General features: G+C 74.0%; 23 protein-coding genes. 16 read left to right on the top strand and 7 right to left on the bottom strand.

Annotated elements, in window-relative coordinates:
• Window positions 1-319: 319 nt before the first annotated feature.
• Entirely contained in the window at window positions 320-742 is a 423-nt protein-coding gene (locus I6A81_RS25875) for an ester cyclase (protein WP_203007381.1), read from the top strand.
• 21 nt (window positions 743-763) lie between these two features.
• Here the strand turns inward: I6A81_RS25875 and I6A81_RS25870 are convergent, their stop codons facing one another.
• On the bottom strand, window positions 764-1,924 hold the full coding sequence (locus tag I6A81_RS25870; protein WP_203007380.1) for a glycosyltransferase family 4 protein: 1,161 nt from the start codon (window positions 1,922-1,924) through the stop codon (window positions 764-766).
• A 289-nt stretch (window positions 1,925-2,213) separates the two neighbouring features.
• Here I6A81_RS25870 and I6A81_RS25865 point away from each other — a divergent pair, with 289 nt between their 5' ends.
• The 8 genes from I6A81_RS25865 (at window position 2,214) to I6A81_RS25830 (ending at window position 9,602) form a co-directional block, all read left to right on the top strand.
• Entirely contained in the window at window positions 2,214-2,954 is a 741-nt protein-coding gene (locus I6A81_RS25865; RefSeq protein ID WP_203007379.1) for an energy-coupling factor ABC transporter permease, read from the top strand.
• Entirely contained in the window at window positions 2,951-3,334 is a 384-nt protein-coding gene (locus I6A81_RS25860; protein ID WP_203007378.1) for a PDGLE domain-containing protein, read from the top strand. The genes I6A81_RS25865 and I6A81_RS25860 overlap by 4 nt, the downstream gene beginning before the upstream one ends.
• A gap of 67 nt (window positions 3,335-3,401) precedes the next feature.
• Window positions 3,402-4,184: a cobalt ECF transporter T component CbiQ gene (gene cbiQ / locus I6A81_RS25855; protein WP_307874908.1), complete on the top strand. Its 783-nt coding sequence runs from the start codon at window positions 3,402-3,404 to the stop codon at window positions 4,182-4,184.
• On the top strand, window positions 4,181-5,002 hold the full coding sequence (locus I6A81_RS25850; RefSeq protein ID WP_203007377.1) for an energy-coupling factor ABC transporter ATP-binding protein: 822 nt from the start codon (window positions 4,181-4,183) through the stop codon (window positions 5,000-5,002). Before cbiQ ends, I6A81_RS25850 begins: the two co-directional genes overlap by 4 nt.
• Window positions 5,003-5,011: 9 nt before the next feature.
• Entirely contained in the window at window positions 5,012-6,025 is a 1,014-nt protein-coding gene (locus tag I6A81_RS25845) for a class E sortase (RefSeq protein ID WP_203007376.1), read from the top strand.
• Window positions 6,026-6,028: 3 nt separating this feature from the next.
• On the top strand, window positions 6,029-6,184 hold the full coding sequence (locus I6A81_RS25840; protein ID WP_203007375.1) for a hypothetical protein: 156 nt from the start codon (window positions 6,029-6,031) through the stop codon (window positions 6,182-6,184).
• A 583-nt stretch (window positions 6,185-6,767) separates the two neighbouring features.
• Window positions 6,768-8,906 carry a putative bifunctional diguanylate cyclase/phosphodiesterase gene (locus I6A81_RS25835; RefSeq protein WP_307874907.1) on the top strand — a complete coding sequence of 713 codons (2,139 nt, stop codon included), beginning with the start codon at window positions 6,768-6,770 and terminating at the stop codon, window positions 8,904-8,906.
• A 165-nt stretch (window positions 8,907-9,071) separates the two neighbouring features.
• A complete protein-coding gene (locus tag I6A81_RS25830) occupies window positions 9,072-9,602 on the top strand; it encodes a GNAT family N-acetyltransferase (RefSeq protein ID WP_203007745.1) in 531 nt (176 codons plus the stop codon).
• 70 nt (window positions 9,603-9,672) lie between these two features.
• Here I6A81_RS25830 and I6A81_RS25825 read toward each other — a convergent pair whose 3' ends face one another.
• Together I6A81_RS25825 and I6A81_RS25820 are read right to left on the bottom strand one after the other, a co-directional pair.
• On the bottom strand, window positions 9,673-10,542 hold the full coding sequence (locus I6A81_RS25825; RefSeq protein WP_203007746.1) for an SDR family NAD(P)-dependent oxidoreductase: 870 nt from the start codon (window positions 10,540-10,542) through the stop codon (window positions 9,673-9,675).
• Window positions 10,539-12,305: a class I adenylate-forming enzyme family protein gene (locus I6A81_RS25820; RefSeq protein ID WP_203007747.1), complete on the bottom strand. Its 1,767-nt coding sequence runs from the start codon at window positions 12,303-12,305 to the stop codon at window positions 10,539-10,541. Before I6A81_RS25820 ends, I6A81_RS25825 begins: the two co-directional genes overlap by 4 nt.
• Window positions 12,306-12,589: 284 nt before the next feature.
• On the opposite strand from I6A81_RS25820, the gene I6A81_RS25815 reads away from it, so the two are divergent.
• Entirely contained in the window at window positions 12,590-14,062 is a 1,473-nt protein-coding gene (locus I6A81_RS25815; RefSeq protein WP_203007749.1) for a glycosyltransferase family 4 protein, read from the top strand.
• Window positions 14,059-14,736, top strand: a complete 678-nt coding sequence (locus I6A81_RS25810; protein WP_203010333.1) for an arsenate reductase/protein-tyrosine-phosphatase family protein — start codon at window positions 14,059-14,061, stop codon at window positions 14,734-14,736. Before I6A81_RS25815 ends, I6A81_RS25810 begins: the two co-directional genes overlap by 4 nt.
• 27 nt (window positions 14,737-14,763) lie before the next feature.
• On the opposite strand, the gene I6A81_RS25805 is transcribed toward I6A81_RS25810, so the two are convergent.
• Entirely contained in the window at window positions 14,764-15,483 is a 720-nt protein-coding gene (locus I6A81_RS25805; protein ID WP_203005898.1) for a siderophore-interacting protein, read from the bottom strand.
• A 590-nt stretch (window positions 15,484-16,073) separates the two neighbouring features.
• On the opposite strand from I6A81_RS25805, the gene I6A81_RS25800 reads away from it, so the two are divergent.
• Both I6A81_RS25800 and acnA read left to right on the top strand, forming a co-directional pair.
• Window positions 16,074-16,796, top strand: coding sequence for a glycosyltransferase family protein (locus I6A81_RS25800; protein ID WP_307874906.1), 723 nt, complete (start codon window positions 16,074-16,076; stop codon window positions 16,794-16,796).
• Between the two features lie 293 nt (window positions 16,797-17,089).
• Window positions 17,090-19,873 carry an aconitate hydratase gene (acnA, locus tag I6A81_RS25795; protein WP_203005897.1) on the top strand — a complete coding sequence of 928 codons (2,784 nt, stop codon included), beginning with the start codon at window positions 17,090-17,092 and terminating at the stop codon, window positions 19,871-19,873.
• A 252-nt stretch (window positions 19,874-20,125) separates the two neighbouring features.
• On the opposite strand, the gene I6A81_RS25790 is transcribed toward acnA, so the two are convergent.
• Both I6A81_RS25790 and I6A81_RS25785 read right to left on the bottom strand, forming a co-directional pair.
• Window positions 20,126-20,896 carry a cyclase family protein gene (locus I6A81_RS25790; protein WP_203005896.1) on the bottom strand — a complete coding sequence of 257 codons (771 nt, stop codon included), beginning with the start codon at window positions 20,894-20,896 and terminating at the stop codon, window positions 20,126-20,128.
• A gap of 206 nt (window positions 20,897-21,102) precedes the next feature.
• A complete protein-coding gene (locus tag I6A81_RS25785; RefSeq protein WP_203005895.1) occupies window positions 21,103-22,752 on the bottom strand; it encodes a thiamine pyrophosphate-binding protein in 1,650 nt (549 codons plus the stop codon).
• A gap of 67 nt (window positions 22,753-22,819) precedes the next feature.
• On the opposite strand from I6A81_RS25785, the gene I6A81_RS25780 reads away from it, so the two are divergent.
• The 3 genes from I6A81_RS25780 (at window position 22,820) to I6A81_RS45760 (ending at window position 24,403) form a co-directional block, all read left to right on the top strand.
• A complete protein-coding gene (locus tag I6A81_RS25780) occupies window positions 22,820-23,017 on the top strand; it encodes a ribbon-helix-helix protein, CopG family (protein WP_203005899.1) in 198 nt (65 codons plus the stop codon).
• A 15-nt stretch (window positions 23,018-23,032) separates the two neighbouring features.
• On the top strand, window positions 23,033-23,413 hold the full coding sequence (locus I6A81_RS25775; protein WP_203005894.1) for a type II toxin-antitoxin system death-on-curing family toxin: 381 nt from the start codon (window positions 23,033-23,035) through the stop codon (window positions 23,411-23,413).
• Between the two features lie 246 nt (window positions 23,414-23,659).
• Window positions 23,660-24,403 carry a hypothetical protein gene (locus tag I6A81_RS45760; protein WP_203005893.1) on the top strand — a complete coding sequence of 248 codons (744 nt, stop codon included), beginning with the start codon at window positions 23,660-23,662 and terminating at the stop codon, window positions 24,401-24,403.
• 60 nt (window positions 24,404-24,463) lie between these two features.
• Here I6A81_RS45760 and I6A81_RS45085 read toward each other — a convergent pair.
• On the bottom strand, window positions 24,464-26,369 hold a 1,906-nt coding region (locus tag I6A81_RS45085), incomplete at its 5' end, for a type I polyketide synthase (protein ID WP_285223081.1).

Genomic DNA, 26,369 nt, shown 5'->3' with positions numbered 1-26,369 from the left:
GAGTCGAAGACGCTGTCGAAGCTGCGGCATCCGTCGCGTTCCCAGAAACTGCGCGACTACCTCGAATAGTCCGACGCGCGAAGGCGCGCCGAGCGCGCCGCTCGTGCCTTGCCGGTCGGACGCTCCGCGCCCGACCCGACCTGGTCGGACTGGGCGGTCCACAGGACTGGGTTCGGTCCTTGTCCGGGCCGGAAGGTTGGCTGAGTTGGTCTAAAGAGAAACGCCGGGCCATGGCCCTTCAGATGGCCATACCCGGCGTTTCTCTTTTCAGGACGGGGTTTCCCGGCGGTCGCGCGTTTCTGACGGAGAGGGGCCGACGATGGGCGCGGCGCTGGACACGGTGCGGCGGGTGCTCGCGGCCTTCGACGCCGGCGACGAGGCAGCCCTGCGGGAGCTGCTCGACGACGACCTGGTGCTCGAGGCCCCGGGCGGGGTGGTCGCGCGCGGCCGGGACGCGGCGGCGGGCTACGTCGCCGGCTTCGTCGCGGCGTTCGGCGAGCTGGCCGCCGAGACGCACGTGCTGGCCGAGCAGGACGACATGGTCGTCGAGGAGTACACCCTCACCATCACCCACACCGGGCCGTACGTGACCGCCCACGGCGAGCGGGTCGAGCCCACCGGTGCCCGGGTCAGCCTGCGCGTCGCCGAGGTCTACCGGGTCCGCGCGGGACGTCTCGTCGAGAACCGCGTCTACTTCGACGAGCCCGTCCTTCTCGACCGGTTGCGTGCCTCCCGGCCATGACCGGGCCGGCCCTCGCCGGCGTCAGCCCGCGGCCGCCGCGGCGGCGACCGGAGGGCGGGCCGGGTCGGGAGAGGTGACCGGCGGGCTGTCGAGCAGCGCCTGATAGACCGCGCGTACGTGGTCCTCGGGGCGGGTGACCGACTCGGCCCACTCGGCGCCGCGCCGGCCGGTCCTGGTCAGGCGCGCCCGGTCGCGCAGCAGGCCGACCAGCACCTCCGCCAGCGCCGCCGCCGACTCGTCGCTGGGGGTGAAGCCGGTGACCCCCTGCTGGTAGGCCTCGCGCGAGCCACCGAACGCGGGCCCGACGACCGCGCAGCCGGCGAGCTGAGCCTCCAGCAGGACGGTGCCGAAGCCCTCGCCGCACGGGCGCGGCCCGCTCGCCCGCGTCCGGGTGCACAGCGCGAACAGGTCGGCGGTCGCGTACAGCCGGGCCAGCGCGTCGTCGTCGGGTGACTCGTCCAGCTCCGCGTCGGGCTCGGCGGACAGCAGCTCGTGCAACGCGCCCGGTGCCGGCCCGCGGCCGGCGACGACGAGGCGCACCGGGCCGAGCTCGGCGCGCGCCGTGGCCACCGCCGCCAGCAGCGTCGGCACACCCTTGTCAGCCCAGTCGGCGAGCGGGAACACGCTGAGCACCGTCGGCACCGGCGCGTGTGGCCGGCGCCGGGAGCCTTCGGCGAGCAGCGTCGCCCGCCACGCGCCCGGCACGCCCGGGGGCAGCAGCCGCGCCAGCCTCGGCCCGGCGAGCGCGCCCGCGCAGAACGAGCTGACCGTGACCGGCCGCAGCAGCGGGTGGCGGGAGAGCAGCGCCCGGTCGGCTGGCGGCATCCGCCAGATGTCCGCGCCATGGCAGAGCACCGGCACCCGCCGGGCTCCGCCGAGCGACGCCGCCCCGGCGGCGGCCTTCACCAGATCGGGATGGCCGGCGACGAGCGCGTCGAGCCGGCCGAGCCGACGAGCCGCGGCGGCCGCCCGGCGGGCGAAGTCGACCCGTGCCGCCAGCTGGCTGGCCACGGTCGTGGCGGGCGTGGCCGCCGGCTGGGGCGCCTCGAGCCGGGTCAGCGTGGCGCCGCCGGCCAGCAGTGCCTCTTCGACGGCGTCGAGGTAGCGCTCGACCCCGCCACCGGGCCCGGCGGAGGGAGCCAGCAGCAGGACGCGGGGCGCCGCGGCGCCGGACCCCGGCACCTCCGCCCGCGGAGGCCCCGAAGGCGCAGGGAGGACTGCCCGGAGACTGTGCACTGACAAAGATCCTTTGTCCGACCCAACCGGCGACAACACGTCATCTAGCGATTGCTGATTGTAGTTCAGGGCCTATCCGGTAGCGGCGGTCGGCCGGTCCGGCGCCATTCGTGGCGCCGTGCCGGTGAAAAGGGGTCGCGACAGCGGTGTAGTTGCGTAAGATTTGCAACTGCTAGCACCTCTCCTGTGGGCTGGCGATGGTGCCCGCGCGGGCGCGCGGCCGGAAGGGGACCAGATGCACATTCCGGACGGGTTCATCGACGCGCCCACCAGCGCGGCCTACGGCGCGGTGGCGGTCGCCGGGGTGGGATACGCGGTGCGCCGCGCCAGCGCCGAGGTCGACGACCAGGTCGTCCCGCTCGCGGGCCTGTGCGCCGCGTTCGTCTTCGCGGGCCAGATGCTCAACTTCCCGGTGGCGCTGGGTACCAGCGGCCACCTGCTGGGCGGGGTGCTCGCCGCGGTCCTCGTCGGGCCCTGGCTGGGAGCGATAGCGATAGCCGTCGTCCTGCTCGTGCAGTCGCTGTTCGCCGACGGCGGGCTGACGGCGCTCGGGCTCAACATCACGAACATGGCGATCGTCGGCGCGTTGCTCGGCTACCTGCTGTTCCGGCTGGTCCTGCGCGTCCTGCCGGCGCGACTCGGGTCGGTGCCCGCCGCGGCGGGCACCGCCGCGCTGGTCACGGTGCCGCTCGCGGCCGCGTCGTTCGTGCTGCAGTTCGCCGTCGGCGGCACCGTCGACCTGCCACTCGGCGGGGTCACCGGCGCCATGCTCGGTGTGCACGTCCTCATCGGGATCGGCGAGGCCTTCATCACGGCGGCGACGGTGAGCCTCGTCGTCGCGACCCGCCCCGACCTGGTGTACGGCGCCCGCCACCTGCTGGAGCGGGCGCCGCTGGAGATCCGGGGCGCCGCCGGCGTCCAGGCTGGCGGCGCCGCCATCTCCGGCGCCGCCGTGACCGGGAAGGTGGACGCATGACCGACGTGACGACGCCGCTGCCGCCGGACGGCGCGGCCGACGCCGCCGGGCCCGCGGGCCGCCCGGCCGGGCGGAGCAACCGGCTCTTCCTCGTGGCCGGGCTGTTCGTCGCGCTGGTGCTGGCCGCGTTCGTGTCCGGGTTCGCCAGCAGCTCGCCGGACGGGCTGGAGAAGGTCGCCGAGGACCAGGGTTTCCTGGAGCAGGGCCGCGACCACGCCTTCGCCGACTGGCCGATCGCCGACTACGCCGTCTCCGGCATCGGCAACGAACGGGTCGCCGGTGGGCTGGCCGGCGTCATCGGGGTGACGATCACGTTCGTCGTCGGCGGCGCGCTGGTTCTCGCCGTGACCAGGCTGCGCCCGCGGCCGAACCGCGGGTGAGCCGGCCGGCACCGACGGGCCCGGCGGTGGCCCGGTCGGCGGCGGCGGCCCGGACGGCGGCGCGCGGGTGAGCGGCGGGCATGCCGCCGTGGCGGTGTACCGCCCGCGCGGCACCGTGCTGCACCGGCTGCCCGCCGAGTGCAAGATCGTCGCGGTGTTCGGGTACGTGGTCACCGTCGTGCTCACCCCCATCACCGCCGGCTGGGCGTTCGCGGCGCACGCGCTCGTGGTGATCGCGCTCGGCGTCCTCGGCAGGGTCGCTCCCGGCCCGGCTGCCCGGCGGATGCTCATCGAGCTGCCGTTCCTCGCCTTCGCCGTCGCGCTGCCGTTCGTCGCCGCCGGCGAGCGGACCGAGCTGTTCGGCGTCGTCACCGTCTCCCGGGACGGGCTGCTCCAGGCGTTCGGCCTGGTCGCCCGGGCCACCCTCGGGGTCGCCCTCGTGGTCGTGCTGGCGGCGACCACGCCGGCCCGCGAGCTGCTCACCGGGCTGGACCGGCTGCGGATGCCGGCCGTGATCGTCGCCGTGATGTCGTTCATGCTGCGTTACAGCACGCTGATCGTCGATCAGATGCACCGGATGGCGATCGCCCGGGCCGCCCGCGGCCACCGGCCCCGTACGCTGGCGTCCGCGCGAACTCTCGCCATGGCGCTCGGTTCGCTGTTCATCAGGTCCTACGAGCGGGGAGAACGCGTGCACCTGGCGATGCTGTCGCGCGGCTACACCGGCAGCCTGCCGGTCGGCCTGCCCCGGGAGCCCGCCAGCCGGGCCCACTGGGCGGCCGCGACGGCCGCGGTCGCCGTCGGCGCCGCGATCGCGGCCGCCGCGGGTGTCGCCCGGGGACTGGGATGACCGGGACGCCGCCCGGCGGCCGGCCCGAGCCGGCGTCGGTACCCTCCCCGGCGCAGCCGCCGTCGGTCGAGGTCAGCGGCCTCGCGTTCGCCTACCCCGACGGGCGGCAGGTGCTGTTCGGCGTCGATCTGACGATCGGCCGGGGGGAGCGGGTCGCGCTGCTCGGCCCCAACGGCGCGGGCAAGACGACATTGGTGCTGCACCTCAACGGGATCCTGCGGGCTGGCGCGGGCGAGGTGCGCATCGGTGGGCTTCGGGTCGGCAAGCGTGATCTTCCGGAGATCCGGCGCCGGGTCGGGCTCGTCTTCCAGGACCCGGACGACCAGCTGTTCATGCCGACGGTCGGCGAGGACGTGGCGTTCGGCCCGGCCAATCTCGGGCTGCGCGGCGCCGAGCTCACCGCCCGGGTCGACGAGGCGCTGGCCGCCGTCGGCCTGTCCGAGCACCGAGACCGGGCGCCGCATCATCTCAGCCTCGGCGAGCGTCGCCGGGCCGCGCTGGCGACGGTGCTGGCGATGCGCCCCGAGGTGCTGGTCCTCGACGAGCCCTCGTCCAACCTCGACCCGGCGGGTCGCCGCGAGCTCGCCGACATCCTGCTCGGCCTCGACGTGACGCTGCTGATGGTCACCCATGATCTGCCGTACGCCCTGCAGCTGTGCCCGCGCTCCGTGGTGCTCTCGGGCGGGGTGGTCGGCGTGGACGGCCCGACCCGGCGGCTGCTCGCCGACCCCGAACTGCTCGCCAGGCACCGGCTCGAGCTCCCCTTCGGGTTTGACGCCCGCGCGCTGCTAACCGAAAGTGATGTAGCGATAACATAAAGTGCCCGCATGGCGGGAACGGCGGACAGTGACCCGGTCGGCGAACAGCGGGCCGGCTCCCAGCCGGGCCCTCAGCCTGGCGCGACCGCGCCTGGCGCCACCGAGCCCGGCGCGCCCGGCCCGCGCGCTGACCGGCCCCCGGGTCGCCCCGGCGACCGGCCCTCGGGCCGCCCCGTCGACCCGGGCCTCGCCGGCAGGGTGCCCCGGCAGGCCGGCCCGACCGACAGCGGGCCCAGGATGGGGCCAGCCGCCCCGTCCGCGCCGCTCGAGCCGCCGCCAGCCGAGCCCGACCCCGGTTCGGCGGGCCCGACGCGGCGGCGGGCATTGTCCGCGGGCCTGGTCGGGACCGTCGCCCGCGGGGTCGGCGAGCTGCTCATCACCCTCGGGCTGGTCGTGGCGCTCTTCCTCGTCTACCAGCTGTGGGTCACCGACCTCGTGCAGGCCCGCAGCCAGAGCCGGCTGCACGACCGGCTGGCCACCGCCTGGTCGACGCCGGCGCGGCCAGCCACGCCCGCCGAGCCGCCGCCCGCCACCCGGCCCGACCCCGCGCCGGGGGAGGGCTTCGCGATGCTGCGGATCCCACGGTTCGGCGCCGACTACGCGCCGGTGATCGTCGAAGGAGTCGACGAGGACCACCTGCGGAAGGGGCCAGGGCATTACCCGGGAACCGCCATGCCGGGCGAAATTGGGAACTTTGTCGTTTCTGGGCACCGGACGACTTATGGAAAACCATTCAACAGATTGGACGAGCTGCGGGCCGGCGACCCGATAGTCGTCGAGGTCGCGGATCGGTACTACGTCTATCGGACGCGGCGGTCGGAGGTTGTCGACCCGCACCGCCTGGACGTGGTCGCGCCGGTTCCGGAACAGCCCGGACGTGAGCCGACATCGGCCGTCCTTACGATGACGACCTGTCATCCGGAGTACTCGGCGAAAAGTCGGCTCATCGTCTTTGCCGAGCTTGACAAGACCATGATGAAGACCGCCGGCGGTCGTCCGCCGTTCGAGCCCGGGGAGAGCTGACGCATGTACGGCTGGATCTACCGGCATCTGCCGGGGCCGACGCCGGTGCGCGTGCTGCTGTCCGCGCTCATGATTGCCGTGGTCGCGGCCCTGCTGCTCTTCGTGGTCTTCCCCGCCGTCGATCCCTGGGTTCCGGTCAACGACGTCACCATCGGGTAGGGGAACCCCTGCGGACGGCGGACTGCCGAGACGATTGGTTGCCTTCCGTCGCCAGACCGCCGCTCTCGATCACGTGGCCGACGTCGTGTCCGCGCCGACCGGCCGGGGCTGTCGGGCGCCATCGGCGCCCGCCCGGGTACTGCTGGTGCTCGGATAAGCACCATCGGTGCCCGCCTGGTGTCGAGGTGGTCGCGTCGTCGGCGCGTGGCGCAAGAGGCTACAGGGTGGCATTCGCCCACCCCGGTCGTCTGTTTGTCGTGCCAGCCAGCGAAAACGCCGTCGCGGGCCACGAGGCCCCGGCCGGCCGAGCGAAAATTGCCCATCCAGAATTTCGCGCGTATCGGATAACCTGCCGAGCCATGCGCGGTGTGGTCGGACGGCGCGGCCCGGTACGAACCGCCCGATCCCGACCCAGGAACGCCCGGAATGGCGACGGGCGGGAACAACACCGGGGCGCGCCTGGCCCAGGCGCCGGCGGTCATGACAGTGATGGGGGAGCAATGCAGGGTCGAGGCCGGCTTCCGGCGTCGCGAAGCATTCCGGAGGCCCAGTGGTGACGGGCCCAGGGACGACGGAGCGGCAGGTGACGGCGACCAGGACAGCCGGGAACCGGGCGGGGGCCCGGCCTACCTGGGAACGCGCTCTGCACGTGTCGGCGGCCGGTGCCGGCGGCGCGGCGGCGCTGACCGACGCGACCGTGCCATGGGGTGTGCCCCCACATGCCAGCGCGCCCGGCGACGACCGGGTACCAGCTCCGGCCGCGCCCGCCCAGGCCGCGCCGACTCCGGCGGTCACCGCGTCGGCGGTGCCCGTGTCAGCCGGGCCGTCTTTCGCGGTCACGGCTCTCGAGGCGCCCGCCTCGGCCGCGCCCGTTCGCGCCGGGTTGACCTCGGCGGCGTCGGCGCTGGCCGCCACCGGGTCGCTGGTGGTCCCGGCCCCGCTGGTCCCACCGGCGGTGCCGACGACCCCGCTCGCGGACGCCGTGGGCGAGACCGGGAACGACAGTCCCACCGCTCCGATGGCACGTGTCCGGTCGAAGGTGATCCCAGCCCCGGTGAGCCCCGTCGGGGCGAGCGCCGGCGGGATCGTCTCCCGCCCGCCGGGGGGGCCGTGGCCGCTCGTTCACACCCGCCCGGCGCGGACCGGGCCGACCGGCGCGTCGATCGGCTCGGTCGTGGCGCTGCTCGTCGGTCTGTCGGTGGTACTCGCGCTGCTCACGGTGCGCGGCGCCTTCGGTGCCGGCTGGACCGGGGGCCTCGGCCTCGCCGGCTCGGTGCTCGCGGTGGCCGCGCTGTGCCTGCTGTCGATCCGCGCGCGACCGATGCTGCGCCGGTTCCGCGGCCGTGACGAGCTGACCGGGCTGGTCGCCCGGCGCGCCTTCCTCGACGCCGCGACCCGGGTGGTCGGAGGTGGTGAGCACCGGGTGCGCGAGGCCGCGCCGGCGGCGCTCGTCCTCGTCGACCTGGACCGGTTCCGGGAGATCAACGGCGTGCTCGGCCACGAGTGCGGCGACCGGCTGCTGGTCGTGGCCGCCCGCCGGCTGCGCGGCCTGCTGCGCCCGTCGGACCTGCTCGCGAGGATCGGGGGCGACGAGTTCGCGGTGCTGCTGCGCGACGCGGGCCCCGGCCGGGCCGAGCTGCTCGCCGGCCGGCTGCGCGACGCGCTGCGGGTGCCGGTGCTGCTCGCCGACATGCCGGTGCAGATCGAGGTCAGCGTCGGGATCGCCTATGCCCCGGCGCACGGCCGCGGCGCCGCGGAGCTGCTGCGCCACGCCGAGGCCGCGATGTACGAGGCGAAGCAGACCCGCGCCGGTCAGCGCACCTACCAGCGCAACCGGCACGCTCCCACGGCCCCCGGCCGGGCGCGCCTGCGGCTGCGCGCCGAGCTGCGCGACGCCCTGGAACAGGACCAGATCGAGCTGCGGTACCAGCCGAAGGCCGACCCGCGCACCGGCCGGGTCACCGGCGCCGAGGCGCTGGTCCGCTGGCAGCATCCCCGGGAGGGGCTGCGCGGCCCCGCTGTCTTCCTGCGGGAGATGGAGCACGCGGGCCTCATGCCGCGCCTGACCCGCCGGGTGCTCGACCTCGCGCTCGCCGACTGCGCGAGCTGGCACGCGGCCGGCGCCGTGCTGTCGGTCTCGGTGAACGTCCCGCCGTCGGTGATCGACGAGGCCGGGTTCGCCGGCGTCGTCGGTGAGGCGCTGCGCCGCCACGGCCTGGAGCCGAGCGCGCTGGTCGTCGAGGTCACCGAGGAGGCGCTGATCACCGTCCGCGAGCAGGCGCGGCGCACGCTGGCCGAGCTGCGCGCGCTCGGTGTGCGGGTCAGCCTCGACGACTACGGCACCGGCTTCTGCTCGCTGGCCTACCTGCGCGAGCTGCCGGCGGACGAGGTCAAGCTCGACCAGATGTTCCTGCGCGACATGCACCGCGACCCCTCGGCCGCCGAGATCGTCCGCTCCACGGTGGCGCTCGCGCACGCGCTCGACCTGAAGATCGTCGCCGAGGGCGTGGAGACGAAGGCAGCCTGGCTCGCCCTGGCCGGCTGGCGCTGCGACGAGGTCCAGGGCTACTTCGTCAGCCCACCGCTGGCCGGCGGCCGGATGGTCGCCTGGCTGTCGGACTGGGCACGCCGCGTCGCCCGCCAGCGTCCCGCCCAGCCGAGCCAACGGCCACTGGACAAGGCCGCCGTGGACAAGGCCGCCGCGGCGACACCGTCCCCGTAGCGGCCGTCCCCGTTGACCAGCCGCCCGCCGGCGGCTGGTCAACGGGACGACGCCTCGCCTGACCGACGGCGTCGGCTGCCGGCCCGCCTGGAAGACGCCCGCTCGGAAGCCACCCCGCCTGGAAAACACATTGCCGGTCCGGGGCGCGGCCAGCAGGCTTGGCGGGTGCTGATACGCCGGGAGAGCTCCGCGGACCGTGCCGAGGTCCGGGAAGTCGTCGCCGCGGCCTTCGCGCCCGCGAGCCGCGGCGCGGCGGGGCGGGACGAGCCGGTCGAGGCCCGGCTGGTCGAGGAGCTCCGCGACGGCGGGACCTGGCTGCCGAGGCTGTCGCTGGTCGCGTGCGACGACGCCGGGGCCGTGGTCGGGCAGGTGATGTGCTCCCGGGGCCGGGTTGAGGCGACGCCCGTCGTCGCCCTCGGGCCGCTGGGCGTCCGGCCGGACCGGTGGCGCGGCGGCGTCGGCCGCGCGCTGGTCCACGCGGTGCTGGGGGCCGCCGACGCGCTGGACGAGCCTCTCGTGGCGCTGCTCGGTGATCCGGCGTACTACCACCGCTTCGGCTTCCGGCCGGCGGAGGAGTACGGCATCGGCGCGCCGGTGCCGGCCTGGGGCGCGTACTTCCAGGTCAGGACGCTTACCGCGTTCACCCCGGCGGTCCGGGGCGCCTTCGCCTACCCGGAACCGTTCGACCGGGTCTGAGCGGCCGGTCGCGGGCCAGGCGGCCGAGACGGCCTCGGGGACGGGCCGGGACGGGCCCGCGCGGCTCAGCTCAGCCGGCCAGCTCGGTCCCGTCGAGGGAGCGGACCCGCAGGGGGACGCCCGCGAGCAGGTCGAGGCTGACGTGGTTGCCGGCGGTGACGTCGGGCGGGCAGGCGCACAGGTAGACGGTGGCCTCGACCATCTGCTCCATCGACTCGATCTGGTCGGGGCTCAGGTGGGCGCCGACCAGGGCGTCCGCGCCCTCGGAGAGGACGGCGGCCCGCGGCTCGACGGAGTTCACGCGGACGCCGGTGCCGTGGAGCTCCGCGCCCAGCGCGTTGGTCAGTCGGTTGAGGGCCGCCTTGGACGCGCCGTAGACGCCGGTCCTGGCCCCGGTCGCGCCGAGCGCGAAGGGCGGGCCGGGCCAGGGGCGGGCGGAGGCGCTGGAGAGGTTCACGATCCAGCCCGCGCCGCGCTCGACCATCGCGGGGATCACCGCCTGCGCCAGCTCGAAGGGCGCGTGCACGTTGACCTCAAAGGTGATCATCCGGCGCCTCGCCGGGAAGTCGCGCACGGGGGCCTGGATGGAGGCCGCGGCGTTGTTCACCAGGATGTCCACCGGCCCACCGAGGGCGCGCTCGACGTCGGGGACGACGTGGGCCCGCCCGGCGGGGCTCGCGAGGTCCGCCGTGACGGCCGCGACGCGTCCGCCGTGGGCGCGCAGGGCGCTGGCGGTCTCGGCGAGGCTGCCAGCCAGGGTCGGGTGGCGCTCGGCGGTGCGGGCGACGATCGCGACGTCCGCGCCCTCGGCGGCGAGCCTTCGGGCGATCGCCGCGCCGATTCCCCGGCTCGCGCCGGTGACCAGGGCTCGCCTGCCGGCGAACCGGCGCGGCCACCCGCCGCCGTCACCGGTCGCGCGGTCGCCGTCGGAGGGCGTCATGCCCCGTCGTCGCCTGGAACGGCGTAGCGCTCCTCCAGCTCGCGCTTGAGGAGCTTCCCGGTGGCGTTGTAGGGGAGCTCGGCGGCGAAGCGGACGTGGGCGGGCACCTTGAAGCGGGCGAGCGCGGCGCCGACCCAGCCCTGGAGCTCCTCGGCGGTGACGTCGGCGCCCTCGCGGCGCACGACGACGGCCATCACCTCCTGGCCGAGCTCGCGGTGCGGGACGCCGATGACCGCGACGTCGGCCAGGCCGGGGTGCTCACGGAGCCGGTTCTCGATCTCGACGGGGTAGATGTTCTCGCCACCCCTGATGATCATGTCGCGCAGCCGGCTCTCCATGTAGAGCAGGTCGCCGTCGATCCGGCCGAAGTCGCCGGTGCGGTACCAGCCGTCGGCGCCGAGCACGGCGGCCGTGGCGGCCTCGTCGTCCCAGTAGCCGAGGAAGGTGCTCGGGCAGCGGATGCAGATCTCGCCGATCTCGCCGTCCGGCAGCTCGGCGCCGTCCGGCCCGATGATCTTCAGTTCGGCGGTCGGTGACGCGACGCCGACGGAGCCGGGCGTGTCGTGCAGGCGCCGGCCACCGGTGGTCGCGCCGATGCCGGAGGTCTCCGTCATGCCATAGCCGCCGCCGATGCCGCGCCCCGGCAGCATCCGTTCGATCAGCCTGAGCACGTCGGGCGGGAGCGTGGCGCCGCCGCCGCCGAGGCCCCGCAGCGCGCTGAGGTCGTAGTCGTGGATCCGGGGATGCTCGAGCAGCCGCAGGAACTGGGTCGGCACGCCCGACCAGTTCGTCACGCCGTACTTCACCGTCAGGTCGAGGTGGACGGTCGGGTCCCACCTGCCGGGCGGGGCGAACACCAGAGTCATGCCGTTGTAAGGCGCGTGGCTGAGCAGCGGGCCGATGCCGGAGATGTGGAAGAACGGCCCGGCCAGCACCGAGACCGGTGGCGGAGGCGGCGCGGTGGGCAGCGCTGGGGACTCGCCGGACTCCCGCGCGGCGGCGAACTGGTCGAGCAGCTGGGTGGCCGCGCCTCGCAGGGCGGCGTCGGGGCTGAAGTTGACCAGCCCGCGGTGGGCGATCACGGCGCCCTTGGGCCGGCCGGTGGTGCCGCTGGTGAACAGGATCGCGACGGGGTCGTCCTCGTCCAGCTCGGGGCACAGCGCCAGCAGGGCCGGTCCGGGGTTCTCGTCGCCGGCCGGGTCCGCGGGCGGGAGCGCGGCGAACAGCTCGGTGAAGGGGAGCGTCGGCTGGGCCGCGGCCTCCGGTATCCCCTCGAGGCGAGCGAGGCGGGGCTCGTCGCCGACGACGACCCTTGGCCTGGTCAGCCGCAGGCCATGAGCGAGCTCTGGACCGGTCCACCAGCCGTTGAGCCCGACGGTGATCGCGCCCATCGACAGCGCCGCCCACAGGGTGACGGCGTACTCGGGGCTGTTCGCGCCGACGAGGGCGACCCGGTCGCCCTTGCGCACGCCGAACTTGTCCCGCAGCACCGCCGCGGCCTGCGCGGCCCGCGCGGCGACCTCCGCGAAGGTGAGCCGCGCGCTCTCGCCGCCGGCACTGTCGGCGAAGACGAGATACGGCCGGTCAGGGAAGCGCTCACAGGCGGAGGCGAGTATCGCGGGCAGGTGCGGTGGCCGGCGCGCGAAGACGGTGGTCTCGACGCCGCGTACCTGCTCGCGCGTCAGCTCGAACGGCGCGCCCGGGCCGAGCAGCCGGTCCCTGACCGGCGGCGGGAGAAGGTCACCGTCGGGCCACCGCAGCATCTCGCGACTCCTTCAGTGGTTGCACACTTCGTAGCTGCAAACATCGTGGTTGTATACATCGTATTTGTATACTTCATCCAATATAGGAACCTACTGTGCTCCAGGGCACACCGGCAAGAGGGCATACCGGCAAGCGGCGTCTGGACGATCCGGCGAGGAGTGGCGCTGCCGCGTCAGTCCGCCGGGCGTCGATCGGTTCCGCTTCGGCTCGGAGGGGCGGCGCGCCGGGCGCGGGCTCCACGACCTCGACGCTTGGACACTTAGAGTCACCGTCCGTGCTCTCCATGCATCGTCTCGACATCGGGGCCGAGACCGGGGCCCATCCGCGTGTCCTGCTGCTCGCCCCGCCCGGAGGGTCCGACGGCGTCCGGCGCTACCTCGCCACCGCCGAGGAACGGCTGTCCGCCGGCGGGGCCGAGGTGCACCGGGTAGACCAGCGCGGCCGGGCCGCCGGGCGCGGTCGGGCGCGGTTCGCGGTCGCGGCGCTGCGCGCGGCGCGACGGCTGGCACCGGTCGACGCCGTCGTCGCCGGCCACCCGCGCCTCATCCCGCTCGCCGCGGCGGTCGCGACCGCCGGGCGGGCCAGGCGCGCGCCGGTGGTGTTCTACGGCACCGACGGAAACCTCCGCCGGCTGGGCAGGGCGCTGCTCGCCCGCCACCGGGCGCTCCACCCGCTCGCGGCCAGTTCCTATGGCGCCGGCGCGCTGTCCGGGCTCGGCCTGGCGCCGGTGCTGCGCCCCGGCGTCGCGCCCGCGTGGCGGGCGACGCTGCTCGCCGCGGGCGCTCGCGCCGGCCGCCCGCCCGAGACCCGCCCGACCTCCGGCCAGCGGGCACAGCCGGGGCTGGCCCGCCCAGCGCAGACGCTGTTGACCGTCCTGCGGCTCGACGGCGCCGAATGGGCCGACAGGGGGATGCCGGCGCTGCTCGCCGCGTTGCCCGCCGTGCGTGACGCTGTCGGGCCGGTCCGTCTGGTGATCGCCGGCCGCGGCCCGGCGACGGCGGCGCCCCGGCGGGCCGCCGCGGCCATCGCCGGCGTCGAGCTGGTCGAGTCGCCGGACGACGCGACGCTGGCGGGCCTGTACGCCACCGCCGACCTGTTCGTCCTGGCCGCCAGGACCCGGCCGGGGCAGGCGGCGGAGGACTATGGCCTGCTGCTGACCGAGGCCCAGCTCGCCGGCTGCCCGGTGGTCGGACCGGTGTCCGGCGGCGCCCGCGACACGTACGTCGACGGGGTCACCGGCGTGACGCCGGGCGACGAGTCGCCGGAGGCGCTCGCCGCGGTGCTCGTCGACCTGCTCACCGACCGGGCCCGACTGGCGAGGATGCGTCGCCGGGCGGCCGAATGGGCGCGGATGGCGACCGAGCCCGCCGAGCACACCCGGGCGGTCTTCACCGCCGTGCTCGGCACCGCCCCGGTCCAGCCGGCCGTGGCCGAGGTGCTGCCCGGCCGGTCGGCGGCCGGCCCACACGCGGCGGCGACCCAGCCGACCATGACCGCGCCGACCGTGCCCCGGCCGGTTGTGACAGGGCCGGCTGTGACAGGGCCGGGCGCGCCGGGACCGGCCCAGGCCCGGCCGGTGACGCCCCTGCCGCGCCGCCCGGCCGCGCGGGTCTGGCCCGCGCGCGACGAGGACCTCGCGTTCGGCTCGGACGACGCGGCCTCGGAGGAGGGCGTCGTCGACGACCTGGCCGACGGCGGCGAGGCTGATCGCGACTGGCGCGGTGGCGTCGAGACCGACGACCTCGCGGACCGATGACGATCACGGCGTCGGCGCGGCCGTGGTCGGTGCTGGTCGTCTGCACGGGCAACGTGTGCCGGTCCCCGATGGCCGAGCGGATGGCGGCCGCCGTGCTGCGCTCCGCCGGCTTCGCCGTTCCGGACGTGGCCCTGGTCGGGAGCGCCGGGATCAGCGCCTGGGTGGACGAGCCGATGCAGCCGGAGGCCGAGGCGGCGCTCGCCGCGCGGGGAGTGGACGCGGCGGGGTTCCGGGCCCGCCGGCTCACCGAGGACCTCGTCACGAGCGCCGACCTGGTGCTCTGCGCGAGCAGGGAGCACCGGGCGGCCGTGGTGACGGCGGTACCGGTCGCGCTCCGCCGCGCCTGCACGCTGCGTGAGCTCGCCCGGGCGGCCGAGCTCGGCCCGCTCGCGCCGCCCGCGGCGGCGACGGACCCGGCGCGCGCGCTACGCGCCGCCGGCTGTGCGCTCGCCGCTCGCGCGCTCGCCGCCCGCACCGGCGGCGACGCCCCGATCGCCGCGGCGGACGACGACGTCGCCGACCCGCTGGGCCGTGGCCGCGCGGCGTTCGAGACCTGCGCCGACGCTATCGCCGACGCCCTCACCCTCGCCCTGCGCCTGATCTGCGCCACGGCGGCCGTCGCCCTGTCCGGCCCACCTCCCACCGCGGCGGACGTTCTGGGGATGTCCCGCTGACTACCGCGCGAGGAACCCCCTCATCCGTCAGAGGCCGACCTTTCCGGTCGCCCAGTACGGCTGCGTCCGGATGGACTTGCGATCGAGCCCGTGCCGGGAGGAGAGCGCCTGACGCTGCCGCTGGATCGACTGCCCGTGACCGGCCAGGTAGATCGCCTCGGGCGTGAAGTCGTCGAACGTCGCCGACGCGACCCAGTCGTCCAGCGCCGTCCCAGGTTCCTCCTTCGCCGGCAGGACGACCGCGTCCGGGAGGAGCGTCTGGGCCGCCGAGCAGTCGGCGGCGTCGAGCTCGAGCACCGCGAGGAAGCTGCGGCCCTCCGCCCGCGCCCGCTCGGCGAGCGCGACCATCAGCCCGACGGTGGTGGCATCGCCGAGCGCGACGGCGGCCGCGGGCGAGGTCCACCGGAAGCTCTTCGCCGACCCGACCCCGCACCAGGTGATCTCGTTGCCCGGCCGGAGGGCGTCGACCAGCGTGATCCCTGGTGCCTTCGGGTCGTGATGCCGATGGAAGAGGATGGACGCACGCCCCTTGTCGCGGTCGATCCACTCGGGGGTGTAGTGCCGGAAGTCGTTGTCGCTCACCCGGAACGCTGTCACGTCACATGGCGAGAACTCCTGCGCGCACAGCGACGGACTCTCGAACGTCACCCGGCGGAGCGCGGCGGAAAGATCCGTCACCTCGGACACCTCGGTGCTGAATCCACGACGCTCGGTGTAATCCGCGAGGAACTTCGGCAGCTTGGCCATGTGCCTCTCTCTGACTGGTGGTGAGATGTCGCTCTTGTGGTGATGTTCGTGCTGCCTGGTAGCCGCCGGGTGGCGCCGGCTGGGTCCGGCCCTGTCCGCCTGGCTGGGGTCGCCGCGCTCCTGGGATCCCGGGCTTTCCGCGGCTGGCGGCTCGGATGCCGATTTTGCCGCAGACTGACTGATATTAGTAAACCTTACCTAAGGTGCCCGTGACGGTTGGTTGGTCGGCTTGCGGCCGGGCGCTGTCGGCGCGGGCGACGATGATCGGATGGTGGGTGGCGGCACCGCGCCAACCCGCCGGTCGCCGTGATCGTGAAGCTGTGATCGACAGGACGACGGTCGCCAGGACGACGGTCGCCAGGACGGCGCCCGACGGCGCCCGACGGGGCGGCGGTCGACGTCGTGGGACCGCTCCCGCCGCGTGGTGCCGCTCGCCCGGCTTCCGGGGTCCGCCGACCGGCCCGGCGTGACTCCGTCCCCCGCCTCCCCGCCCTCCCGCATTCCCCTCGCGTCCCGCTCGCGCGAGGGCGGGGCCGGGACACGGAGGAGAGATCCCTTGCTATGGGTGGCCGCTAGGACACACTCTGTCTGTGGATGAGTCTGGGGAACTGGTCGTCGACCGGGGTGGCCGGTTGCCCGTCGCGCCCGTCGTCGACCTGGCGCTGTTCGGGATCGCGATCGCGGCCCGCGGCCGGCCGGGGCGGACCGGGGCGGATCTGGCCGCGTGGACACTGCTGCATCTCGGCGGAGCGGACGACGAGTACGGCCGGACGCGGGCCGTCGACCTGCTCGCCGGGCTACGCCGAGACGGCCTGCCCGCCCGGCTGCGGCTGGTGGGGGAGCTGCCGCCCGCGCAGCGCGGCCGGCTGCTCGCCCGCGCGGCGGGCGTCGTCGGCGCGCTCGACCTCGTGGGGGAGCGGGCGCCGCACGAGGTCGCGCGGCTGCTGGTCGAGACCGCCCTGCTGTTCGTCCCCGCGCCCGACCCGTCGGGCCGGGTTCCCGCGCCCAGCCCGGCACCCGGCACTCCGGGTGCCGCGGCCGGTGGGCGCGACCCGGTCCCGTCGGTGCTGGCCGGCTGCGCCGCCGGCACGCCGGTGCTCGCCCCGGACCTGCCCGCCGTGCGGGTGGTCGCCGCGGCGCTGACCGGTGTGATCATGGTCGCGCCGGGCGCGCCGACGCAGGTGTGGGCGCGTGCCGCCGCCGGGCCGCTGCCGGTGCCCCCGACGCCGGACGAGCGGTGGGCCGCGTTGCGCCGGCTTCGTCGCTCACCGTTCTGCCCGGACCGCCCGGCTCTCGCCGACGAGGCCCGCTGATCTCGTTCGGGTCTCCCCAGCTGCCCCGTTCGCGCGATCCTCGCGGTATGCTTAGCTAGGCTAAGTAACTCGGTGGTGATGCGACGCTCACCCGGGCCGCTGGGCTGATGGCCGCCAGGCTGGGAATGCCAGGATGGGCGCGGGACGGTAACCACCGGCCCTGTTCGGCCGTGCCCGTGGCCGGCCGTACCGGGCCCCGCGCCCGGCCGGCGATCACACAACGCCGGCGGGTGCGCGGTGCGCTGGGTTGACAGAACGCGGCGCGTTGGGCGTGACAGAAGGAGACGACAAACATGGACAGCTTCGGGAGCACCGGACAGCTCGTGGTGGGGGAACGCTCCTACACGATCAGACGGCTGGACGCGGTGCCCGGTGCTGACCGCCTGCCCTACAGCCTGCGGGTGCTGCTGGAGAACCTGCTGCGCACCGAGGACGGCGCGAACATCACCGCCGACCACGTACGGGCCCTGGCCGACTGGGACCCGAAGGCCGAGCCGAGCCAGGAGATCCAGTTCACGCCCGCCCGGGTGATCATGCAGGACTTCACCGGCGTGCCGTGTGTCGTCGACCTCGCCGCGATGCGCGAGGCGATGGTGGCCCTCGGCGGCGACCCGGCGAAGATCAACCCGCTGGCGCCGGCCGAGATGGTGATCGACCACTCGATCATCGCCGACCATTTCGGCCGCCCGGACGCCTTCGACCTGAACGCCACGCTGGAGTTCAACCGCAACCGGGAGCGTTACCAGTTCCTGCGCTGGGGCCAGGCCGCGTTCGACAACTTCACCGTCGTGCCGCCCAACACCGGCATCGTCCACCAGGTCAACCTGGAGTACCTCGCCCGCGTGGTCTTCACCAGGGAGACCCCCGAGGGCGTCCTCGCCTACCCGGACACCCTGGTCGGCACCGACAGCCACACCACGATGATCAACGGCCTGGGGGTGCTGGGCTGGGGCGTCGGCGGCATCGAGGCCGAGGCCGCGATGCTCGGCCAGCCCGTCAGCATGCTCATCCCGACCGTCGTCGGCTTCAAGCTGACCGGTGAGCTGCCGGTCGGCACGACCGCGACCGACATGGTGCTCGTCATCACCGAGATGCTGCGCAAGCATGGCGTCGTCGGCCGGTTCGTCGAGTTCTACGGCGAGGGCGTGCCGTCGGTGCCGCTGGCCAACCGGGCCACGATCGGCAACATGAGCCCCGAGTACGGCTCCACCTGCGCGATCTTCCCGGTCGACCAGGAGACGCTGAACTACCTGAAGCTCTCCGGCCGCCCGGCGGAGCTCATCGCGCTGGTCGAGGCGTACGCCAAGGAGCAGGGCCTCTGGCACGACCCCTCCCGCGAGGCCGACTACACCACGACCCTCGAGCTGGACCTGTCGACCGTCGAGCCGTCGCTCGCCGGCCCGAAGCGCCCGCAGGACCGGGTGCCGCTGGCCTCCGCGAAGCCGAAGTTCCGCGCGGCGCTCGCCGACTACGCGAAGCTCACCGTGCTCGCCCCCGGCGGCGCGGACGAGGCCGACGACGAGTCGTTCCCCGCGTCGGACTCGCCGACGGCGGTCGCCGACAAGCCGTCGGACGTCCCGGCCTCGTCGAACGGCATCTCCGGCGCCCTGGCCGGCCGGCCGTCGAACCCGACGCCGGTCACGCTGGCGGACGGCACCACGTTCACCATCGACCACGGCGCGGTCGCGATCGCCGCGATCACCTCCTGCACCAACACCTCGAACCCGCAGGTCATGATCGGCGCGGCGCTGCTCGCCCGCAACGCCGTCGAGAAGGGCCTGACCCGCAAGCCGTGGGTCAAGACCACGCTCGCCCCCGGCTCCAAGGTGGTCATGGACTACTACGAGCGGGCCGGGCTGGTGCCGTACCTGGACAAGGTCGGCTTCAACCTGGTCGGCTACGGCTGCACCACCTGCATCGGCAACTCCGGCCCGCTGCAGGACGAGATCAGCGCCGGGATCAACGAGGCCGACCTGGCCGTCGTCTCGGTGCTCTCCGGTAACCGCAACTTCGAGGGCCGGATCAACCCGGACATCAAGATGAACTACCTGGCGTCCCCGCCGCTCGTCGTCGCCTACGCGCTCGCCGGCACCATGGACGTCGATCTGAACAACGACCCGCTGGGCACCGACCAGGCGGGCGACCCGGTCTACCTGCGCGACATCTGGCCGACCGAGGCCGAGGTCGCGGCGGTCGTCAACGAGGCGATCACGTCGGACCTGTTCGAGCGCGACTACGCGGACCTGTCCGGCGACCAGCGGTGGCAGTCGCTTCCGGTCGGCGACGGGGGCGAGGTTTCCCAGACGTTCGCCTGGGCCCCCGACTCCACCTACGTGCGGCACCCACCGTATTTCGAGGGCATGGCGCAGGTCCCGGCCCCGCGCACCGACATCGTCGGCGCCCGGGTGCTCGCGATGCTGGGCGACTCGGTCACCACCGACCACATCTCGCCCGCCGGCTCCATCAAGAAGGACTCGCCCGCCGGCCGCTACCTCACCGAGCACGGCGTCGCGCCGGCCGACTTCAACTCCTACGGCTCGCGCCGCGGCAACCACGAGGTCATGATCCGCGGCACGTTCGCCAACATCCGGCTGCGCAACCGGCTCGCCCCCGGCACCGAGGGCGGCGTCACCCGCCACCTGCCCGACGGCGAGCAGATGGCGATCTACGACGCGGCGCAGAGGTACGCCGCTGACGGCGTGCCGCTGGTCGTGCTCGCGGGCAAGGAGTACGGCTCCGGCTCGTCGCGTGACTGGGCGGCCAAGGGCACGGCGCTGCTGGGCGTTCGGGTCGTCATCGCGGAGAGCTACGAGCGCATCCACCGCTCGAACCTGATCGGCATGGGCGTGCTGCCGCTGCAGTTCGCCCCGGGTGACTCGGTCGAGTCGCTGGGCCTGACCGGCGAGGAGGTCTTCACGATCACCGGCCTGTCCGAGATCAGCGAGAAGACCACCACGCTGACCGTAGGAGCCGGCGACAGGTCCTTCGACGCGGTCGTCCGGATCGACACCCCCGGCGAGGCGGACTACTACCGCCACGGCGGCATCCTGCCCTACGTCCTGCGCTCGCTGATCTGAGGGTCTGTTTGCTGGTTCGCTCCGTCCGGGCGGCGCGCTCCGGCCCCTTGCTCGCTTCGCTCCCAAGGGACCTCCGCGCGCCGTCCTCCTCCGCTCACGTGCGCTCCGGCGACCTCCGCTGCGGGCGCCCACGTCGCTTCGCTCGTGGGAGCCCGCCGCGGAGGCGCGCCTCCGCGCCGCATGGCTGAGTTCATGCGTTATGTGTTTGCTGGTTCGCTCCGCCCGGGCGGCGCGCTCCGGCCCTTGCCCCCATCAGGCGGGGACGATCGCGTAGGCGCGGGCGGGGGAGCCGGTGCCGCCGACGATCGGGAGCGGGGCCACGACCAGCAGGGCGCCCGTCGCCGGGAGCTTGTCGAGGTTCTGCAACTGGGTCAGGCCGTACTTGTCGGCGCCGAGCAGGTGGTAGTGGACGGGAAAGACCGGGTCCAGGGCGCCGGCACAGCCCGCGTCGATGCCCACCGTCTCGACGCCGAAGCCGGAGATCGGGGACCTCGCGAGCCACTCCGCGCCGGCGGCCGAGACACCCGGGGTGTGCGGGCCGTTCTCGTCGGCGTTGAGGAACGCGGCGGCGTCGGCGGAGTACTTCGACCAGCCGGTCCTGAACAGCAGCCAGGCGCCCTCGGGCAGCGGCCCGTTCGCCGCGGCCCAGGCCTCCAGATGCGCGGGCTCGAGCAGGAAGTTCGGGTCCGCCGCCGCCTCGGCGGTGAAGTCGAGGACGACCGCCGGGCCGAACAGCCGGTCCGGCGGGATCCGGTCGACGGAGCGACCGCCCCGGCCCGACGCCCAGTGGACCGGGGCGTCCAGGTGGGTGCCGGTGTGCTCACCGGTGTGGATGTTGTTCCAGCCCCAGAACGGGCCGGCCTCGTCGAAGTCGCTGATCTTCTCCAGCGACAGCGGGACCGTGTTCGCGAACGGCGCCGGCAGCCGCAGGATCGGCGTCTCCGGGGAGAGCGGAGCGGTCAGGTCGACGATCGTCACCTCCCCGGAGGCGAGGGCGGCCAGCAGAGAATCGACGACAGTCATCCAGAACCTTCCCGCGAGAGCCGGTCGCCACGCGAGGCGCCGGTCCGCGCATCCTGTCAGCGGTTGTGGGCATGGGCTGTGGCGCCGAAAGCGGCGTGTCCGGCCACCACAGGTCATGCGGGAACCACGCCGCCCACCACGGCTCAGGGCGGATGACGCCCCCGACCATGGGCGACGGGCGCCTCGGTGATGATCTACGGGGCAGCCTAGTGGCCGAAGGCCTCCTGTAGCCACCACGAGGCCATCGGGGTGATCTTGGCGTCGATCACGAGCGGCCCGCCCCGGGTGGCCAGCCAGCCCCTGACCACGTCGAGGTCGCCCACCGAACGGACCGTGATCCCCGTGCAGCCGTGCCCGCGCGCGATCGCCGCGATGTCGGTGTCCGGGAAGGTGACGTTGGCCAGCGACTCGCCGCCGGTGAAGTGGTGCACCTCCGCGCCATACGCCGCGTCGTTGTAGACGATCACGACGAGCGGCAGCTTCAGCCGCACCGCGGTGTCGAGCTCCGAGATCCCCATCAGGAAGCCGCCGTCTCCGGTGCCTACCACGGGGAGCCGGTCCGGCTGGGCGATCGCGGCCCCGATCCCGGTGGCGAGCCCGAGGCCGATCGACTGGAACGCCTGGGTGAAGCAGAAGCCGTTCTCGTCCGGCACGTCGAGGTACATCGACGGCCAGCCCATGAAGTTGCCGGAGTCGATCGAGACCACCCGCTCGGCCGGTAGCAGCCGATTCAGCTCGATGGACAGCGTCCGGGGATCGATCCGCGAGGCAGTGGACTCGTCGTCGTAGGGAACCTGGTCCCAGCGCAGTTCGGCGGCGATCCGGGCGGCGATCCGCGGTGTCTGATAGCCGGCATCCGCCCGGTCCCAGCCGCGGGAGTCGAAGTGGTCGTCGAGAATGTCGAGAACCGCTTCGGCGGTCTCGGTGACGCCGCCCCAGATGCCGAGGTCCACCGGCCGAGCGCGGCCCAGTCGAGCCGGGTCCGCGTCGACCTGGACGACGGTCGCGCCCGGCCCGATCAGCTTGCCGTGTCGCATCGTCCACATGTTCAGCGCGCAGCCCCAGCCAACGATCAGGTCAGCATGGCCGATCAGCTCGGCGGCCAGTGGGGACGCGAACCCACCGGAGACGTCGAGATTCCACGGCTCGCCGTGGAACAGCCCGCGCGCGACCGCCGACGTGGCCAGCAACGCGCCGGTCCGGGCGCCGAGCGAGCTCAGTGCCCCGGCGGCGGCCACCGACCGGCTGCCGCGGCCGGCGATGAGCACAGGCCGCCTGGCGCCGAGCAGCAGGTCGGCGAGACGGGCGACGTCCCGCGTGGCCGGGGTGGGTGGCGGCTCCGGGGCGGGCACGACGGGCACCGGCCCGTCGGGCAGCTCCAGGTCCTGGACGTCGATCGGGATGTTCAGAACGACCGTCCGCCGTAGGTTGCGGGCCGTCGCGTAGGCGTTCGCGACGGCCACCAGCGCCGTGCGCGGCGAGCGGACGCGGGCCGCGACCGCCCCGACCGCGGTGGCCATCGCCGCCTGGTCGACGAAGAAGTTCGACCGCTCGTCGGTCGCCTCGGGGGCGAGCACGAGCAGGGGAGTGGCGCTCTTGGCCGCCTCGGCGAGGCCGGTCATCGTGTTCGTGAAACCCGGCCCCTGGTGGACCGTCAGCACCCCGACCTCGCCGGACATCCGGGCGTACCCGTCCGCCATGCAGACGGCCCCGCCCTCGTGCCGTGCCGCCACGAACCGCGCCCCGGCCGCCACCAGCGCGTTGGTGATGTGGAAGTTCCCACTCCCCACGACCCCGAACGCGACCCGCACCCCCTGCGCCCCCAGAAACCGCCCGATCGCCTCCCGCACCAACATGGGGACATCCTCCGCCAACAGGTCTGGTGTCGCTTGGTATCAAGAGTGATACCATCTGGTGGTGGCCATGACACTGAGGTTGACCGACGAAGAGTCTGAGGCGCTGCGGCGGCGCTCGGAGCTGGAGCAGCGGTCGATGCAGGAAGTCGCGCGTCAGGCGATCCGGGACTACATCGAGGCGCATAGCCGCGCGGAGCTGCTCGACCAGGTCCTCGACGAGGAACTTCCGCGTTACGCCGAAGCGCTGCGCCGCCTCGGCGAATGAACCGGCTGACATCGGATGCTCTACCTGACCCTTCGTGAGCTGCTCCATGTCGCCCAACGCACGCTCGGCGCCGATCCTCTGGTCCGTGATCACGGCTTGCTCGCCTCGGCGCTTGCCCGGCCACACGCCACCGTGTTCGGCCGGGACGCCTATCCCTCGCTTGACCTGAAGGCGGCGGCCCTGCTGCACTCGCTCGCGCGCAATCACGCGCTGGTCGACGGAAACAAGCGTCTGGCGCTCGCCGCGGTGCTCGCCTTCTACGGCATCAACGGCCGTCGTCTGACGCTGACCAACGACGAGGCCTATGACCTGGTGATCGACGTGGCCATGGGCAAGCTGGATACGGTCGAGGAGATCGCCGTTGTCCTGGCCGCCGCGGTCGAGTCACGACGCTGATCCGACTGCCTCGCGTCCCTCGCTCCCTGATCTGACGGGCCTGGCTGACCGGGCAGGGGCGTGGGTTTTCCCGGGTCTCTTCCGTGTGCTCACGAGCGTGCGTAGCCGGTTCTTGGACCGGTGCGGCCGGCCGGCCGCGGCCTGCCCCCCGGCGTTCCCGCTTCAGGCCGGCGTCAGTGCCGCGTCAGCCCGGCGTTCGAACCTCTGCCTGGACGAAACACCAATCCACGGCAGAAGGAGGTACCCGTGAGCAGACCACGGGTCGCCAAACGCATTCGCGCGCTCGCCATCGCCGCGGCGTCGCTCCTTGGAGCGGGCATCATCCTGGGGATCGCGCCCCCGGCCTCGGCGGCCAGGACTCAGATGACCATCTGGTATTTCAGCAGCTACCCGGACATCTCCATCAACTACTACACGAGCGAGGGCGCGGACGAGGTCAGCGTCGAGATCCCGGCCGGCGACCAGAACCGGATTGTCTTTCACGATCCGAACGCATCCTCGATGACCATACGCGCTGACGTGCCGGGGACGCCGTGCACGCTCGACAATCCCACCACCATCAGCTGCGTGAAACAGGCCCCCGACAGCAACAGCCCGCCGAACTGGCGGAAGGTGGAGCACGTCAGCATCATCGGCTGGGACGGCGACGACACGTTCAGCGCCAGCGGGTTCGGCATGGTCTACGGGCAGTCGTACAAGCCCATCGGGGTGACTCTTTCCGGGTGGGAGGGCGCGGACATCCTGACCGCCTCCGGCGGTAAGTCCAGTCTTGTCGCCGGCGACGGCGACGATCGGCTGACCAGCGGTCCGGGCTCGGCGAACACCAGGGACAGCGTGGACGGCGGGAACGGCAACGACGTCATCGAGGCGTCGACCAACTCGGCCGACCTCGACTCGATCTACTGTCGCGCCGGAACGGACTCGGTGACGAAGAACAGCGCGGACATCATCTACGACTCGCCGAACTGCGAGACGGTCATCGTCGTCTGATCCGGCCTCGGCCAGAGCACGGCGCGAGGCAACCGGGCGCCGCCTCGACCCAGGCCCTCATCACGGGCAGGCCATGCGGATCAGGTCCTCGACGTCCATGGCGTCGATGAGGTCCGGGTCGATGCCTTCCGGCTCCTCGTCCACCACGGCCACGGCCGCGTCGGGCCCGGTCTCCTGCTCGGTCGCGTCGCCGAACAGCTCGGCGACCAGATGCCCGGCGAGCTCGCCGGGGGTGGGGAAGTTGAAGACGAGGGTGGCCGGCAGGCGCAGGCTGGTCGCCTTGCCGAGCCGGTTGCGCAGCTCGACGGCGGTCAGCGAGTCCAGTCCCAGGTCCTTGAAGCCCCTGTCGGCGGCCACGCCCTCGGCGGATTCGTAGCCGAGAGTGGCCGCCACCTGCGCGCGCACCACGTCGAGCACCGCCTTCGCCCGGTCCGCCGCGGACAGCCCGGTCAGCCGCTGCGCGAGGGACTGCTCCGGCTGCGCCGCGGCCGCGGCGAGCGCCCGCTGGACCGGGCCGCGGACCAGGCCACGCAGCAGGGGAGGGAGTTCGGCGCCGCGGGCGCGCAGCACGGAGGCGTCGTAGACGACGGGAGTCAGCGAGGCCGCGCCGAGGGTGAGGGCGGTGTCGAAGAGGGTGAGGCCGCGGTGCGGGGTGAGGGGGGTCATGCCGGTGCGGGCGAGGCGGTCCTGGTTGGCGGTGGTGAGTTGGGCGGCCATGCCGCTGTCGGCCCAGGGGCCCCAGGCGAGGGAGGTGGCGGGTAGTCCGTGGGTGTGGCGGTGGGTGGCGAGGGCGTCGAGGAACGCGTTGCCGGCCGCGTAGTTGGCCTGTCCGGCGCCGCCAACCTGGCCTTGGACCGAGGAGAACAGGATGAAGGCCTTGAGGTCGAGGTGGGTGGTGGCCTGGTGCAGGTGCCAGGCGGCGTCGGCCTTGGGCCGCAGCACCGTGTCGAGCTGATCCGGGGTCAGCGCCTCGAAGGTCGCGTCGTCGAGAACGCCGGCGATGTGGACGACGGCGCTGACCGGCCGACTGCCGGGGACGGCGGCGAGTACGGCGTCCAGGGCCGTCCGGTCGGCGGTGTCGCAGGCGGCGATGTCGACGTGGGCGCCGGCGGCGGTGAGTTCGGCGGTGAGTTCGGCGGTGCCGGGGGCGTGTGGGCCGCGGCGGCTGAGCAGGAGCAGGTGGCGGACGCCGTGCGCGGTCACCAGGTGGCGGGCGAACAGCGCGCCCAGCGCGCCGGTCGCTCCCGTGACGAGGACGGTGCCCTCACCGAACCGGGCCGCCCCCGCGCTCGTCTTCGCGGCCGGCGCGCCCGCCCTGGCCAGCCGGGGCACCAGCACCGCGCCAGCCCGCACGGCAATCTGAGGCTCCCCCGAGGCCAACACGTCCGGCAGCGCGGCCCAGGACGCGGCGGCGCCGTCCACGTCGACCAGGACCAGCCGGTCCGGGTGCTCGGTCTGGGCCGACCGCAGCAGCCCCCAGGCAGCCGCGTGCGGCAGGTCGGTGACGTCGTCGCTCGCGCCGACGGCGACCGCGCCCGAGGTGACGACCACCAGGCGCCCGCCCTGGAAACGCTCCTCGGCCAGCCACTCCTGCACCTGCGCCAGCACGTCGCGCGTCACGGTGTGGACGGACCGCGCGACGTCGGCGTCGGCCGAGCCCGCGAGCCGCAGCAGGAGCACGTCCGGCGTCCCCGTGACCGCGTCAAGCCCGCTCGCCGCCGTCACCTGCACCCCCAGGCCGGCGGGCGGCGCGCCCAGCACGGCCCAGCGCTGGCCGGCGACGACCGCCGGCACGGGCGGGGCCGGCAGGCCACGCCACTGGACGCGGAACAACGCGTCCTCGGTCCCGCCGGCGGCGGCCTCGATCTGGGCCTTCGACGCGGGTCGGGTGGTGAGGGTGTGGATGGTGGTGAGGGGTTTTCCGGTGGGGTCGGTGAGGTGGATGGTGGCGGTGTCGGGGGTGGTG

This window comes from Frankia nepalensis (genome assembly GCF_016786325.1).
GTDB lineage: Bacteria > Actinomycetota > Actinomycetes > Frankiales > Frankiaceae > Pseudofrankia > Pseudofrankia nepalensis.
Note: the sequence above shows the minus strand (reverse complement) of the source record. Positions and strands in the feature narration are given on the sequence as shown.